At 62.2% G+C, this 14,027-nt stretch carries 15 protein-coding genes and 1 pseudogene; 10 read left to right on the top strand and 6 right to left on the bottom strand.

The genetic code is table 11. The features are described from left to right. The first annotated feature begins 94 nt into the window (after positions 1–94). Positions 95–1,012 carry a dihydrodipicolinate synthase family protein gene (locus tag BLU37_RS23205; RefSeq protein WP_010450817.1) on the top strand — a complete coding sequence of 306 codons (918 nt, stop codon included), beginning with the start codon at positions 95–97 and terminating at the stop codon, positions 1,010–1,012. Positions 1,013–1,116: 104 nt separating this feature from the next. Here BLU37_RS23205 and BLU37_RS23210 read toward each other — a convergent pair whose 3' ends face one another. The 3 genes from BLU37_RS23210 to mqo form a co-directional block, all read right to left on the bottom strand. Then, positions 1,117–2,124 carry an Ldh family oxidoreductase gene (locus BLU37_RS23210; RefSeq protein WP_090209321.1) on the bottom strand — a complete coding sequence of 336 codons (1,008 nt, stop codon included), beginning with the start codon at positions 2,122–2,124 and terminating at the stop codon, positions 1,117–1,119. 107 nt (positions 2,125–2,231) lie between these two features. Further along, complete coding sequence (locus BLU37_RS23215) at positions 2,232–2,537, bottom strand: RcnB family protein (RefSeq protein ID WP_010450821.1); 306 nt, start codon at positions 2,535–2,537, stop codon at positions 2,232–2,234. A gap of 148 nt (positions 2,538–2,685) precedes the next feature. Beyond that, on the bottom strand, positions 2,686–4,335 hold the full coding sequence (gene mqo / locus BLU37_RS23220) for a malate dehydrogenase (quinone) (RefSeq protein ID WP_090209323.1): 1,650 nt from the start codon (positions 4,333–4,335) through the stop codon (positions 2,686–2,688). Positions 4,336–4,958: 623 nt separating this feature from the next. On the opposite strand from mqo, the gene BLU37_RS23225 reads away from it, so the two are divergent. The 9 genes and pseudogenes from BLU37_RS23225 to BLU37_RS23270 all read left to right on the top strand — a co-directional run. After that, complete coding sequence (locus BLU37_RS23225) at positions 4,959–5,978, top strand: LacI family DNA-binding transcriptional regulator (RefSeq protein WP_019361912.1); 1,020 nt, start codon at positions 4,959–4,961, stop codon at positions 5,976–5,978. After that, complete coding sequence (locus tag BLU37_RS23230) at positions 5,962–6,966, top strand: ABC transporter substrate-binding protein (RefSeq protein WP_019361911.1); 1,005 nt, start codon at positions 5,962–5,964, stop codon at positions 6,964–6,966. The genes BLU37_RS23225 and BLU37_RS23230 overlap by 17 nt, the downstream gene beginning before the upstream one ends. Positions 6,967–7,062: 96 nt before the next feature. Continuing rightward, positions 7,063–7,836, top strand: coding sequence for an ABC transporter permease (locus tag BLU37_RS23235; protein WP_172833136.1), 774 nt, complete (start codon positions 7,063–7,065; stop codon positions 7,834–7,836). Beyond that, complete coding sequence (locus BLU37_RS23240) at positions 7,833–8,627, top strand: ABC transporter permease (RefSeq protein WP_090209329.1); 795 nt, start codon at positions 7,833–7,835, stop codon at positions 8,625–8,627. The genes BLU37_RS23235 and BLU37_RS23240 overlap by 4 nt, the downstream gene beginning before the upstream one ends. Beyond that, positions 8,624–9,658: an ABC transporter ATP-binding protein gene (locus tag BLU37_RS23245; protein WP_090209332.1), complete on the top strand. Its 1,035-nt coding sequence runs from the start codon at positions 8,624–8,626 to the stop codon at positions 9,656–9,658. The genes BLU37_RS23240 and BLU37_RS23245 overlap by 4 nt, the downstream gene beginning before the upstream one ends. 25 nt (positions 9,659–9,683) lie before the next feature. Then, positions 9,684–10,517 (top strand): phosphodiesterase, encoded by an 834-nt coding sequence (locus BLU37_RS23250; protein ID WP_090209335.1) that lies wholly within the window; start codon positions 9,684–9,686, stop codon positions 10,515–10,517. A gap of 81 nt (positions 10,518–10,598) precedes the next feature. Beyond that, positions 10,599–11,255: a nuclease-related domain-containing protein gene (locus tag BLU37_RS23255; RefSeq protein ID WP_090209338.1), complete on the top strand. Its 657-nt coding sequence runs from the start codon at positions 10,599–10,601 to the stop codon at positions 11,253–11,255. 216 nt (positions 11,256–11,471) lie between these two features. Then, a complete protein-coding gene (locus BLU37_RS23260) occupies positions 11,472–11,663 on the top strand; it encodes a hypothetical protein (RefSeq protein WP_010450839.1) in 192 nt (63 codons plus the stop codon). Between the two features lie 325 nt (positions 11,664–11,988). After that, positions 11,989–12,261: pseudogene (locus BLU37_RS23270) on the top strand (VOC family protein); the annotation flags it as partial. On the opposite strand, the gene BLU37_RS23275 reads toward BLU37_RS23270, so the two are convergent. The 3 genes from BLU37_RS23275 to BLU37_RS23285 are packed head-to-tail and all read right to left on the bottom strand — an operon-like array spanning position 12,239 to position 14,012. Further along, positions 12,239–12,676 carry a hypothetical protein gene (locus BLU37_RS23275; protein WP_090209347.1) on the bottom strand — a complete coding sequence of 146 codons (438 nt, stop codon included), beginning with the start codon at positions 12,674–12,676 and terminating at the stop codon, positions 12,239–12,241. The pseudogene BLU37_RS23270 and the gene BLU37_RS23275 overlap by 23 nt on opposite strands. Positions 12,677–12,720: 44 nt before the next feature. After that, positions 12,721–13,116, bottom strand: coding sequence for a DoxX-like family protein (locus BLU37_RS23280; protein WP_090209350.1), 396 nt, complete (start codon positions 13,114–13,116; stop codon positions 12,721–12,723). An 11-nt stretch (positions 13,117–13,127) separates the two neighbouring features. Then, positions 13,128–14,012, bottom strand: coding sequence for a homocysteine S-methyltransferase family protein (locus tag BLU37_RS23285; RefSeq protein ID WP_172833137.1), 885 nt, complete (start codon positions 14,010–14,012; stop codon positions 13,128–13,130). Between the last annotated feature and the right edge of the window lie 15 nt (positions 14,013–14,027).

A 14,027-nucleotide genomic window follows, 5' to 3' on the forward strand; every position in this document is an offset into this window, starting at 1 on the left:
CTGAGCGCTGGAACAGCGTCCGATGAAACACACGAATAGCAGATTTTTATCAGCGTCATCGTATACGAAATACAATTAAACCCAGGAGTCAATCATGAGCAAACGTATCAACTGGAGTGGCGTCTTCCCTGCGGTCACCACCCAATTCAACGACGACTTTTCCATCAACCTGGAAAAGACCCACCAGGTGATCTCCAACGTGATCCGCGACGGTGTCTCGGGCCTGGTGGTGTGTGGTTCGGTGGGCGAAAACACCTCGCTGAGCGCCGAGGAAAAGATTGCCGTCACCGAGGTCGCGGTGGATGCCTCCAAGGGCCGGGTGCCGGTGATCTGCGGCGTTGCCGAATTCACCAGCGTACAGGCGGCCAAGGTTGCCAATGCGGTGCGCAAGGTCGGCGTCGACGGGGTCATGCTGATGCCGGCGCTAGTCTATGGCTCCAAGCCATTCGAGACGGCCGAGCACTACCGCTATGTGGCCAGGCACGCCGATGTGCCGCTGATGGTCTACAACAATCCACCGATCTACAAGAACGACGTAACCCCGGATATCCTGATTTCCCTGGCCGACTGCGACAACGTGGTGTGCTTCAAGGATTCGTCGGGCGATACCCGGCGCTTTATCGATGTACGCAATGAAGTCGGCGATCGTTTCGTGCTGTTCGCCGGCCTTGATGACGTGGTGCTCGAAAGTATCGCGGTCGGCGCCGAGGGTTGGGTGTCGGGAATGTCCAACGTGTTCCCCAAGGAGGGCGAGACCATCTTCCGCCTGGCCAAGGCCGGACGTTTCGCCGAAGCAATGCCCATCTATGAGTGGCTGATGCCGATCCTGCACCTGGACGCGCGAGCGGATCTGGTGCAGTGCATCAAGCTGTGCGAAGCCATCGCCGGCCGTGGCAGCGAACTGACCCGCCCGCCTCGCCTGGCGTTGCCGGAAGCGGATCGGGTGTTCGTCGAACAGATCATGGCCAAGGCCCTTGCCAACCGGCCGACGTTGCCGGATGTGGGGCTCTGATAGAGCAACGGGGCAGCCTGCCGACTGTGCAGGGCCTGCCCCATCACACTATCTGCCTCACCCTCATTGTGGCGAACATGCTTGCCACAATGTTCATGCTCACGTTACTCAAGCAAGGCCCTGAGGTCGTTGTAGAGCGCCTCGGGAATCTCCACGCCCTGCTCCCGGCTACGCCCCCGCGCTTCATATCGACGTTGCGAAGGCAAGCGCGCGCCCTGTCCCTGGATACTCTCGAACACCTGCTCCGCCCGCTCCAGATGCTGCCCTGCGGCTTCCCCCAGAAACCGCCGAGGATCGAGGGCAATGATCAGTTCGCCATGGTACGGCGATGACTTGCTGCCCGCGTCATGGGCCAGCGACTCGGCACTGGTCAGGTCGCCAATCAACGGTCCGGCGATCAGTTCCACCATCGCCGCCAACGCCGAGCCCTTGTGCCCGCCAAACGTCAGCATCGCCCCAAGGTCGAGCACCACGTTCGGGTCGGTACTCGGCCGTCCCTCGGCATCCACGCCCCAGCCCTCCGGGATGGCCTTGCCGGCCCGCCGGTGCAACTCGATCTCGCCCCGAGCAATGGCGCTGGTGGCAAAGTCGAAGACAAACGGCTCACGCCCCGGACGTGGCCAGCCAAAGGCAATGGGGTTGGTGCCGAACACTGGCCGGTTACCGCCAGCCGGCGCCACCCAGGCATGACTTGGGGTAAAGGCCAGCGCCACCAGGCCAGCCTCGGTCAGTTGCTCGATCTCGACCCACAACGCGGAAAAATGCACACACCGGCTGATCGCCAACGCAGCGATACCGGTGGCCCGTGCCTTGTCGACCAGCAAAGGCAAGCCGGCCTGAAAGGCCAACTGGGAAAATCCACCAGCGGCATCAACCCGTATAATCGACGGTGCCTGATCAAACACCTCGGGCACCGCGGCAGCCTCGACCTTGCCGGCCTTGCGCGAGGCGACACAGCCGAGAACTCGGTACAGCCCGTGGGAAGCACAGCCATCGCGTTCGCCAGCGGTGACCGTATCGGCCACCGCATGGGCGTGGGCAAGGCTGAAACCGTTGTGCAGCAGGATCGATTTGGCCAGGTCATGGGCCTGGTCCAGCGTCAGTCGAGTCATGGGGCGCTCCTGGAAGTCGTGCTCCAGCGTTGCCGATCAACTCGCCCGAGGCTTGATCAATTTGCCCGGCAGCCATGACGAATTCAGCACAGCCACCGGAACATGACTCACGGCTTCACAGGCTTGAGTTCGATAATCTTGCCATTGGTGATCGCCACCAGCACGTACTGGTTCTTGATCTTCACCCATTGGCTGTCTTCCTCGGGCGCATGCAGGCCACGCTGCTTCCAGTCGTGCAACGCCTCCGATTCGCGCTGGTAAACCGCCGGAGCACGATCACCCACCACCAGTTCACCGCTACTGAAGGTGGACGGGACTTTTTCTTCGGTGGACTGTGCTGCCTGCAGCGGCAGGCTGATAGCGGCCGAACAGGCCAACAGGGACAATCCGGCGATCAGGGACTTCATGGTCATGGACAACTCCTCGGTTCAGGCGGATGTAAAAGGTCTGACCGCAACGCGAGAAAATCATTCGACTCAACAGGGTTGGCGCAAAACAGATACAAGAACGCCACTCGGTTGAGTGGCGTTCTGGTGAAACTCAAAGCGTGATCAGGGTCGCTTACAGCGCCATGTCAGACTTCGGATCCTCAGCCTTCGGCTTGTCGGTTGCAGCAGGCACTGCAGCCGGGGCCGCTGCGGTCTGGCCGATCACCGGAGGAGTGGTCAGTTGCAGGATCTCGGCGGTGTAGTTCCATTCCTTCTGCACGGCCTCAGGGCTGCTGTTCAGCTTGGTGCCGTAGCTAGGAACGATCTGGTGCAGCTTTTCCTGCCAGGCAGGGGTGGCTACCTTGTCCTTGAAGATCTTTTCCAGCACGCCCAGCATGATCGGCGCGGCGGTCGAGGCACCTGGCGATGCACCCAGCAGGCCGGCAATGCTGTTGTCCTTGGCCGCGACCACTTCGGTGCCGAGCTTGAGGACGCCGCCCTTCTCTTCGTCACGCTTGATGATCTGCACGCGCTGACCGGCCTGCCACAGACGCCAGTCTTCTTTCTTCGCCTCTGGGAAGTACTCTTTCAAGGCGTTGAAGCGATCGTCATCCGACATCATCAACTGGCCGCCCAGGTACTGGACCAGGTCGAACTGATCGATCCCCACGCGGGTCATCGGCCAGAAGTTGTGGGTGGTGGTACTGGTCAGCAGGTCGAAGTACGAACCGTTCTTCAGGAACTTGGTGGAGAAGGTCGCGAATGGGCCAAACAGAATCACGCGCTTGCCGTCCAGCACGCGGGTGTCCAGGTGCGGAACCGACATGGGCGGTGCACCGGTCGAAGCGATGCCGTAGGCCTTGGCCATGTGCTTGAGCGCGATGTCCTGATTGTCAGTCACCAGGAACGAACCACCCACCGGGAAGGCTGCGTAGTCGTTGGCTTCCGGGATACCGGACTTCTGCAGCAGGTGCAACGCACCGCCACCGGCACCGATGAAGACGAACTTGGCATCCGTCGAGGTTTCGCTGCCGTCTTTCAGGTTCTTGTAGGTGACGCGCCAGGAGCCGTCTTCATTGCGCTTGATGTCCTGCACTTCACTGGACAGCTTGAGCTTGAAGTTAGGCTGGGCCTGCAGATGGGCGACGTACTGGCGGGTGATCTCGCCAAAGTTCACGTCGGTGCCGATCGGCGTCCAGGTCGCGGCGATTTTCTGCTTGGGATCACGCCCTTGCATCATCAGCGGGACCCACTTCTTGATCTGCTCCTGATCTTCGGTGTACTGCATGCCGCTGAACAGCGGGCTGGTCTGCAGGGCCGTGTAGCGATCCTTGAGGAACTTGACGTTGTCGTCACCCCACATGAAGCTCATGTGCGGAGTCGAGTTGATGAACGAGTGCGGGTTCTTCAGTACACCCTGGCGAACCTGCCAGGACAGGAACTGACGGGTGATCTGGAACGACTCGTTGATCTCGATCGCCTTGGAGATGTCGATCTTGCCGTCTTTGCCGTAAGGCGTGTAGTTCGACTCGGCCAGGGCAGAGTGACCGGTACCGGCATTGTTCCAGCCGTTTGAGCTTTCTTCGGCCACGCCATCGAGACGCTCGACCATTTCCATCGACCAGTCGGGCTGCAGCTCGTTGAGCCAGATACCCAGGGTCGAACTCATGATTCCGCCGCCGATCAGCAGCACGTCGACCTTCTTGGACTCCGCTGCGAAGGAGGATGTCACCCCCATCGACAAGGCCAGGCCCAAGAGCGCCGTGTTCACTTTTTTCAACATATTGTCATACCTACGATAGAACGCCATCCGCTCCTCCGCCCTCGCTCATGCAGGACCGCGACACACGGAAACACCGTGGACTCCCGCACTCGATAAAACTGGAGGATGGGCACACAAGACCGCCATGACTGGCTCGGCCTCACTTTTTATGTCGCTCCTGCGCTGACTTCTTATCGTTGTTGGCTTCAGCTGACTTGAGTGACATCAGTTATGTGGGTGCATGGTCACGCACCCTGTCGACACCGCTGATGGGCCAGCCATCTGGCGACTGAACAGTCGTCAGACACACGGCTTTGGCGGCAGTCTGGCTCCGGAAACCCGGGAGAGACTGGCCAGTATCAATGGTGGCAGAAATGCCATTGTCCACTGCACACGCAAATCCGTCAAAAAAAGCGTCTTTTTCCTACTTATTTTCGACCAAAGACTGACGACTCTTTGACAAAAAACATGATAGCTGAAGTTCGCGACGGCATTCGGAAACCTGCCCTCCTGCTGCCTGAGGCAGCCATTTAGTGGCTGAGTCAGGGGCCACATGACTTCAAACTGTCATCACTCTTTTATCTGTTCGCCATATCCAATCCGTACTGTCGTCGCTAAATGAGATCGATCTCAAGGACGCGACAATGACCGATTTGAAAGAAGTAGCCCGACTGGCCGGTGTTTCCCGGGCGACCGCCGCCCGCACGTTCGCCACCCCTGAAGTGGTGCGCCCGGCGACCCGCGAGCAGGTCTTTGCCGCCGCCCGCGAACTCGGTTTCCGCCCCAACCACCTGGGCCGCCAACTGCGCCTGCAGCAGACCAACCTGATCGGCGTGGTGGTGCCCAACCTGCTCAACCCGGTGTTCGCCGAACAGTTCCAGGCCATGGAGCGAGCGGCCCGGGCCTGGGGCTACAACCTGCTGCTGGCAACCACCGACTATGCCGCCGAGCGCGAAAGCGCGGTGGTCGAGGAACTGCTGCGCCAGCGGGTCGATGGCCTGGTCCTGACAGTCACCGAGGTCGAACAGAACACGCTGCTGGAGGGCCTGTCCTGCGAAGACACCCCTTTCGTGCTGGCCTACCACCAGCCGGACAACACCGACTACTGCGCCGTCTCGGTCGACAACCGCGCTGGCATGGCCCTGGCAACCGATTACCTGCTGGACGCCGGGCATTCGCGCATCGCCATGGTTGCAGGGCCCGCCCTGCAATCGGACCGCGCCCGCCTGCGCTACGCCGGCTACTGCGATGCCATGCAGGAACGTGGCCTGACACCGCTGCCGGTCATCGAGATGCCGGCCCATATCAGCGCCGACTTCGCCGTCATCGAACCGCTGCTGCGCGGCCCCCGGCCACCCACCGCGCTGGTCTGTTCCAACGATATGTTGGCGATCAGCCTGATCGCCGAACTGCGCCGCAACAACTGGGGCGTACCCGAGCAGTTGTCGGTCATCGGCTTCGACGGCATCGCCATCGGTACCCAGATGCATCCAACCCTGTGCAGCGTGGTCCAGCCGATCACCACCCTGGCGAACACCGTGATCGAGCACCTGCTGGCGCGGATCAACGGTGCCAACCCCACATCCCAATGTCTGCCCTGTCATATCCGGCCCGGCGAAAGCATGCGGCCCTACGAGGAAACGTGTCATGACCAAACTCAGTAACACCCTGGCAGCCCTGCTGCTCGGAGGTATCGCCAGCCTCGCCCACGCCGCCGAGACCGCGATCTGCTACAACTGCCCGCCCGAATGGGCCGACTGGGGCACCCAGCTCAAGGCCATTGCCGACAGTACGGGCGTGCAAGTGCCGCTGGACAACAAGAACTCCGGCCAGGCCCTGGCGCAACTGGTCGCCGAACGTGGGGCGCCGGTGGCCGACGTGGTCTACTACGGCGTGACCTTTGGCCTGCAGGCGCAAAAAGCCGGGGTGCTGGGCGAATACAAACCCAAGCACTGGGACGAGATTCCCGCCGGGCTCAAAGACCCGGCCGGCCACTGGTTCGCGATCCATTCCGGCACCCTCGGCCTGATGGTCAACGTCGACGCCCTCGGCGGCCTGCCCGTACCACAGAGCTGGGCCGACCTGCTCAAGCCCGAGTACAAGGGCATGGTCGGTTACCTGGACCCCTCCAGCGCCTTCGTCGGTTACGTCTCGGCCGTGGCGATCAACCAGGCCATGGGCGGCAACCTGGATAACTTCGCTCCCGCTATCGACTACTTCAAGAAGCTTGCGAAAAACGCCCCCATCGTTCCCAAGCAGACCGCCTATGCGCGGGTGCTCTCGGGTGAGTTGCCGATCCTGGTCGATTACGACTTCAACGCCTACCGCGCCCGCTACAAGGACCAGGCCAACGTCGCCTTCGTGATTCCGAAAGAAGGCAGCCTCAGCGTGCCTTACGTGATGAGCCCGGTCGGCAACGCCCCGCATCGGGCCAATGCCGAGAAGGTCCTGGACTTCGTGCTCTCGGACCAGGGCCAGGCCCTGTGGGCCAACGCCTACCTGCGCCCGGTACGGCAGATGAAAATGCCCGCCGAAGTGGCCGCACGCTTTCTCCCGGACAGCGATTACGCCCGCGCCGGCGTGGTCGACTACGAGCACATGGCCGCCGTCCAGGAAGCCTTCGCCGCCCGCTACCTGAGCGAGGTGAAATAAGTGGCACTGGCGCTCGACGACAAGCTGACGGCCCGCCCACGTCGCTGGCCCAGGCTGCGCCGGCCATCGGCGGCGACCTGGGCATTGGCACCGGCCATGGCGCTGCTGCTGGCGTTCTGGCTGCTGCCACTGGCTCACCTGATCCTGCTCGGCGCGCAACAGCGCGATGCCGGCGGCAGCGGCTACTGGCAGGTGCTGAGCAGCGCGCAGTACCTGCAAAGCCTGGTACAGACCGTGCTGCTGGCAACGCTGACGACCCTCGCCGCCTTGTTGGTCGGCGGCATCAGCGGCGTGTTCCTGGCCCGCCAGCGGTTCCTCGGCCGCTCGCTGCTGGTGTCGCTGCTGACCTTCCCCCTGGCCTTCCCCGGCGTGGTCGTGGGTTTTCTGGTGATCCTGCTCGCCGGCCGTCAGGGCCTGTTCGCCCAACTCGGCCTGCAACTGGCTGGCGAACGCTGGATCTTCGCCTACTCGCTGATGGGTCTGTTCATCGGCTACCTGTACTTCTCGATTCCACGGGTGATCCTCACCGTGATGGCCGCCTGTGAAAGCCTCGACCGCAGCCTGGAGGAAGCCGCCCGTTCACTCGGCGCCGGTCTCTGGCAGGTGGTCCGTGATGTGATTGTGCCTGGCCTGGCGCCGGCGCTGGTGTCCTGCGGGGCGATCTGTTTCGCCACCTCGATGGGCGCTTTCGGCACCGCCTTCACCCTCGGCACCCGGCTCAATGTCACCCCGGTGGCGATCTACAACGTGTTTACCAACTATGCCAACTTCGCCGTTGCCGCGGCGCTTTCCGTGGTGCTCGGCGGCGTGACCTGGCTGGTATTGCTGCTGGCGCGGCGGCTGGTCAAGCAGTCGGGGAGCGTGCTGTGAACCGTTCGAAACTGTTTTTCGCCCAGTTGGCATTCACCCTGCTGGTCTGCGCCTTCATGCTGGTGCCGGTGCTGCTGTCGCTGCTCGCCGGCGTCACCCGCAACTACTTTCAGGGCCCGTCCAGTGGCCTGACGTTCACCTGGCTGGTGCAGGTCTGGCAGGCCTATGCCGATACCGTCTGGCTCTCACTGCAACTGGCCCTGGCCTGCGCTGTCTGCGTCTGCGTGATCGGCGTGCCGGCCGCCTATGCCCTGGTGCGGATGAACAACCGTTTCAGCCGCGCCTTCGAGGAGTTGATGGTGCTGCCCGTGGCAATGCCAGGCCTGGCGAGCGCCCTGGCGCTGCTGCTGACCTACGGCCAGTTCGGCGCCTTTCGCGGCAGTTGGCTGTTCATCCTGGTCGGTCATGTGCTGTTCACCCTGCCCTTTCTGGTGCGCCCGGTGATGGCGGTGATGCAGCGCCAGCAGTTGCCGCTGCTCGAGGAAGCGGCGGCCAGCCTGGGCGCCGGTCCCTGGAGTCGTTTCTTCAGCGTGGTGGTACCCAACAGCCGCGCCGGCATTCTCGCCGGGGTGCTGATGGTGATCACCCTGTCTCTGGGCGAATTCAACCTGACCTGGATGCTCCACACTCCGATGACCAAGACCTTGCCCGTCGGCCTGGCCGACAGCTACGCCTCGGCGCGGTTGGAAGTTGCCAGCGCCTACACACTGATTTTTCTGTTGCTGATCGTGCCGCTGCTGATTGCAGTCCAGGCCATCAGCGCCCGTCTTTCCCGTGGAGAACGCCCATGACCGGCACCCCGATTCGCCTGCAAGGCTGCCGCAAGACCTTTTCTGACGGTACGGTGGCCGTACACGCGCTGGACCTGGAGATCGAGCCCGGTGAGATCCTGGCGATCCTCGGCCCGTCCGGCTGCGGCAAGACCACCACCCTGCGCCTGATCGCCGGCCTGGAGCGTCCCGACAGCGGCCAGGTCTGGTTTGGTCAACAGGACGTCACCGGCCTGCCAATCGAGCGGCGCGATGTCGGCATGGTGTTCCAGAACTATGCGCTGTTCCCCAACCTCAACGTCGCCGAGAACGTGGTCTACGGGCTCAAGGTCCGGGGCGTGGCCGCGACCGAGCGCAAGCGGCGCTGCGCCGAACTGCTGGAACTGGTGGGCCTTGAGACCTACGGCCAGCGTAGCATCCACGAACTGTCCGGCGGCCAGCGCCAGCGGGTCGCCCTCGCCCGCGCACTGGCGCCACGGCCTCGCGTGCTGCTGCTGGACGAGCCGCTGGCGGCGCTGGACGCACAACTGCGCGAGCGCCTGCGCAGCGAACTGGATCAACTGCTGCGCAGCCTCGGCATCACCTCGGTGTTCGTCACCCACGACCAGGGCGAAGCCATGGCCCTCGGTGATCGCATCCTGGTGATGGAAAACGGCCGTGTCGCCCAACTGGGTACGCCGCGCGCCATCTACCAGCAGCCGGCCAACGCCTTCGTCGCCGGTTTCGTCGGCAACCTCAACGCCTTCAGCGTGCTCGCGCAGCACCGCGATGGCCTGCGGGTCGACGGCGGCGAACTGCCCTGGAGCGGCGCGCAACAGCCGGCCACAGTCTACTGTCGTCCTGAACACCTGCGGGTGATGGAAAACGGCTCCGGACACCTGCGCGGCCGCCTGCTCGGGCAATTCTTCCAGGGTGCCCAGAGCCGCCTGCTGGTGGACGTTGGCGCCGCGCAACCGCTGCTGGTCGACAGCAGCGACCCGCACATCCACGCCAACGGCGCGCCGATCTCCCTGGCCATCGAGCCCCAGGCGCTGTTCACCCTGCAATCGTGATAATTGCCCTGTACGAGAGGTTTTCTTGAATTCTTCGTTTCTAATCGCCCAGATCAGCGACCTGCACCTCAAGGCCGGCCAGCGCCTGACCTACGGCGTAGTAGACACCCTGGCCGCCTTGCGCCACGCCGTCGATCACCTGAACGCCAGCCTCCCGCGCCCGGACATCGTGGTGATCAGCGGTGACCTGGTGGACTTCGGCCGACCAGACGAATACGCCGTACTCGCCCCCGAGCTGGCGCGCCTGCAGATGCCCTGCTACCTGGTGCCCGGCAACCACGACCAGCGCGAGCACCTGCTGGCCGGCCTGCCTGAACACCGCTACCTGCCGCGCGTGACCGATGGTCCTCTGGACTGGGTGGTGGACGAGTACCCGGTGCGCCTGATCGGCCTCGACTCGACCACTCCCGGCGCCCATGGCGGCTGCGTAACGGACACGCAACTTGAATGGCTCGACGAACAACTGGGCCTGCGCCCGGAAGTGCCGACGCTGCTGATCCTGCACCATCCGCCGTTCATCACCGGCATCGGCCATATGGACCGCGAGTCGTTTCAGAACGCACCGGGGCTGGAAGCGGTGGTTGCGCGCCATCCACAGGTCGAGCGCTTGCTCTGCGGACATATGCACCGGCCCATGCAGCGACGCTTTGGTGGCAGTATCAGTTGCGTGTGTCCGGGCACATCCCACCAGATCGTACTGGACCTGCAGGACGCGGCACCGGCGCATTTCAACCTGGAACCTGCGGGGTATCTGTTGCATGCCTGGCATCCGCAGCGCGGGCTGGTAACCCATAACGGGGTGTTTGGAGCGTATGCGGGGCCATATCCGTTTTATGATGATAATGGGTTGATTGACTGATCTTGGACGAGGCAATTGATGGCTAATTGACACCAACCTTCGGTAGTATCCGGATTCTTTCTGGATGACCGAAGGCAAGAAATGGACTTCTCCCCTGTTATCGCCCAGCTCTGGAGCCAGTTTGGCTGGCTGGTTCCGCTGATACTGCTGCTGCGCCTGCTCAAGACCTCCTGGGCCAAGGGACATATCGGCGAACTCCAGGTGCGCCTGTTCGCTTCTTTGCAGTTGGACAAGCAAATCTACCGTCGCCTGCATAACGTCACCCTGGACACGCTCGACGGTACGACGCAGATCGACCACGTGTTTATCTCGACCTACGGCATCTTCGTGCTGGAAACCAAGAACATGAAAGGCTGGATTTTCGGCAACGAGAAGCAGCCGCAGTGGACACAGAAAATCTACCGACACACCTCCAGATTCCAGAACCCGCTGCGGCAGAACTACAAGCATCTGAAGGCTCTTGAGGCCACCCTCGGAGTGCCTCTCGAACACCTGCACTCGGTCGTCACCTTCATCGGCAGCAGTACCTTCAAGACCTCGATGCCGGCCAACGTTACCCAGGGCACCGGATTCATTCGTTACATCAAGTCCTTTCGCCAACCGGTGTTCAGCGAAACCGAAGTCGATGCCCTGCTCCAAGCCCTGCAAACCGGTCGACGCGCCGCAACCCTGGCGACTCACCGTGAGCATGTGCAGAACCTGAAGCGCCGCAAAACACCGGGCTCACATGACCGTTGAACGTCTGGAACCCTTATTGAGTCTCGATTCGGGCGAGTTTCTCGTCGGGGAACGTGTATTGATCGGCATGGGCGTTGATGCACTGCATATAGCCTCTACAGGACGCACAACGCTGGTCATGAGCTGAAACACCGTTGCGCTTCAAAAATCCGCTCCATGGGTGCAGCATTCACCCCTCAAGACTGCTCCTGCCCCACCTCATGCTGGACTACCTCGATGTTGAGAGAAGACCGAGAAGACCTGGAACTTGAGAACCTTTCGGTTACGAACCGCAAGTGCCTAGCGGAAACACGAAAGCTGAATGCAGAGGAAAAGAAGATCAAGCGCGAAGCGCTCCTGTACCCCTTCGTCGTCGGAGCTGGACTGCTCACCGCTCTGGTCACCCTGTTCACTGTTCTGGACAGGTAGTCAGGAGACTCCGGGCACTTATGTGCCTGTCGATGCCTTTCAACAAGGAAAATCATGCATAGCCGATACCCCAAACCTTCCAGCAGGCCGTCTGAAGAACGGCATCAGATACGTACCGAGCTGGCCATGCTCAACAAGGAGATGAGCAGATCGAGCAATGATTTCTTCCAGGTCTGGTTGCCATTCGTGCTGGGGGCCAGCATGGCGCTGGGCGTCTTCATTCTCGTCTCGTTGATGCGGCACTAAAGACAGCCAGTCGTACCTCGCCACGAGCAAGACAGCCCCAACCGAAGCGGTTTAGCCTGTAGCCCGGATCATTCAGGGAGCACGTAACCTCGAGCAGCTCCTGGAAACGGTGGGTGAAGGCATGATCTATCGCCATTGCTACACCACCCCGGACATCGAGAAAGCCTACGACGAACTGATTGCCTCCGGCGTCCAGCCAGAAGACGAGAACGGCAGGCCGCTGAGCCGCGAGAACCTGCAATATCCATCCGGGACGCGCATCATCTGGCTGCCCAAGCGTTTTGGGCACTTTTCCATCGAGATCCTGGAAGAGAAGACCCTGGGGGCCTTCATCGAGAAGGCGTTTGCCTGAGATCGCAGCGACTGCCATCCGAGGTAGAACGGAGCCGGACCTGCCTCCAGGCAATCGGTGCCAGAAGCAGCACAGCCAGTAGAAACCCCACCTGCGACAAATAGAACACCTCCAACCACTGCCGGTGCAGTGCCACATAGAAGGTGTTGTGAACCACATCGGCGACAATGATCGCCACGGTAAGAATGATCCCCAACTGCGGCCTGAGGAAAAGCAGCAACGCAGCCAGAGGATCGAATACGGTCAGTGCAGCCCAGAATATGCGACTGCCCCAGGGAGTGCCGCTCCCATAGCCGTAATCCCAGAACACCCCATGTTCAAGACAGGCTCGCAGGTGGTTGGCCGTGGCAACGAAAAGGCAGGCGGCAAAGATCAGCCGGATGGCAAAGGATAGTCTCGACACGGCATCGTCCATTGATGGTCTCAGGGGCGCTCATCATATCCAGGCGCCTCCCTGAGCTACTGGCAACCCTTGGAAGGCCATCCTTCAGTACTTCGAGTAATCCACGCAATCGCACACAACGCCACCCCAGCCACATTCAGCGATACCGGATTAAAAGCATCGACCAGCATCGCCGGCTGCATCAGCGCCACATCAAGCAACAGACCCAGCAATGCGCCAGCCGCCAGGATCAGCGGCCAGATGAACCTGGGCATGAGCAGCAGCACCGCCAGAAGCAACTCCGCCCCACCCGCCACCAGTAGCAACCAGGTGGCCTGCCCAAGACCGTGGGCCTGCAACAGCACACGTTCACCCGGGCTCTGGACGAGGAGCTTGGGCACCAGGCCATGATAGGCGAACATGAACGCGAGGCTCCCACGTGCGAGCCAGTGGGTCTGCTGCAGACGATTCATGGCCCGGTCACTCACGCCAGGTTGCGTTTCAGTTCGGCGATATGCTCCGGGCCAATACCGCAGCAGCCACCGATCAGGCTGGCGCCACGTTGTTGCCAGTCCCTGGCCCATACCAGGTAGCCCGGCGGGTCGAGGTCTTCGCGCAACTCATCCAGGCCATCGTTGGCCTTGGCTTCCTTGGGTTGCGGCGGGAAGGCGTTGGCATAGGCGCCGATGGCGATATCAGCGCTCAGGCGCTCGATCACCGAGCGCGCCACATCCACTGCCGCACCAATGACCTCGGGTTGGCTGCAGTTGAACAGCACCGCCCCCACGCCCAGGCCCGCCACCGCTTCGATGGCCTCGGCCACCGGTTCACCGGAGCGCAGGCGCGGCGTTTCGTCGGTGTCTTCGTCCTGCAGGGTAAACGACACCCAGAACGGTTTGCCGTCCGCCGGCAGGTGGGCGTGGATCGCGCGGACCTCGGCGATCAGGCTCTGGGTTTCCGCCAGCCACAGGTCGACATTCGCAGCCAAACCCTCAAGCAGCGGCGTGAGCACTTCGGCCACGCGTTCCGGCTGGAACAGGTCTGGCCGGTAGGAACCGAACAACGGCGGCAGGGAGCCTGCCACCCGCACCGGGTTCACACTGGCATCGGCGGCCGTCCGGGCCAGTTTGCCGGCGATTTCAGCAAGCTGACGCCCTTCCCGGGCAAAGCGCTCCTCGCCGATATGAAACGGCACCACCGCATAGCTGTTGCTGGTGATGACCTGGGCACCGGCCGCGATGAACGATGCATGCACACCCACAACCGCTTCGGGAGCCTCGCTCAGCGCCAGGGCAGACCATTCGGGCTGGCGGAACGGTGCGCCGCTGCGTTGCAGCTCGCGCCCCATGCCACCGTCCAGCACCACCATCGATCGTTGTTTCAT

Origin of the sequence: Pseudomonas asplenii, from assembly GCF_900105475.1 — a bacterium.
GTDB lineage: Bacteria > Pseudomonadota > Gammaproteobacteria > Pseudomonadales > Pseudomonadaceae > Aquipseudomonas > Aquipseudomonas asplenii.

Coding starts and splice junctions, on each gene's coding strand:
- BLU37_RS23230 (WP_019361911.1), top strand. CDS start 5,962: ATGACCAAACTCAGTAACACCCTGGCAGCCCTGCTGCTCGGAGGTATC.
- BLU37_RS23225 (WP_019361912.1), top strand. CDS start 4,959: ATGACCGATTTGAAAGAAGTAGCCCGACTGGCCGGTGTTTCCCGGGCG.
- BLU37_RS23205 (WP_010450817.1), top strand. CDS start 95: ATGAGCAAACGTATCAACTGGAGTGGCGTCTTCCCTGCGGTCACCACC.
- BLU37_RS23285 (WP_172833137.1), bottom strand. CDS start 14,012: ATGGTGGTGCTGGACGGTGGCATGGGGCGCGAGCTGCAACGCAGCGGC.
- BLU37_RS23280 (WP_090209350.1), bottom strand. CDS start 13,116: ATGAATCGTCTGCAGCAGACCCACTGGCTCGCACGTGGGAGCCTCGCG.
- BLU37_RS23235 (WP_172833136.1), top strand. CDS start 7,063: ATGGCGCTGCTGCTGGCGTTCTGGCTGCTGCCACTGGCTCACCTGATC.
- BLU37_RS23210 (WP_090209321.1), bottom strand. CDS start 2,124: ATGACTCGACTGACGCTGGACCAGGCCCATGACCTGGCCAAATCGATC.
- BLU37_RS23245 (WP_090209332.1), top strand. CDS start 8,624: ATGACCGGCACCCCGATTCGCCTGCAAGGCTGCCGCAAGACCTTTTCT.
- BLU37_RS23275 (WP_090209347.1), bottom strand. CDS start 12,676: ATGGACGATGCCGTGTCGAGACTATCCTTTGCCATCCGGCTGATCTTT.
- BLU37_RS23255 (WP_090209338.1), top strand. CDS start 10,599: ATGGACTTCTCCCCTGTTATCGCCCAGCTCTGGAGCCAGTTTGGCTGG.
- BLU37_RS23260 (WP_010450839.1), top strand. CDS start 11,472: ATGTTGAGAGAAGACCGAGAAGACCTGGAACTTGAGAACCTTTCGGTT.
- mqo (WP_090209323.1), bottom strand. CDS start 4,335: ATGTTGAAAAAAGTGAACACGGCGCTCTTGGGCCTGGCCTTGTCGATG.
- BLU37_RS23215 (WP_010450821.1), bottom strand. CDS start 2,537: ATGACCATGAAGTCCCTGATCGCCGGATTGTCCCTGTTGGCCTGTTCG.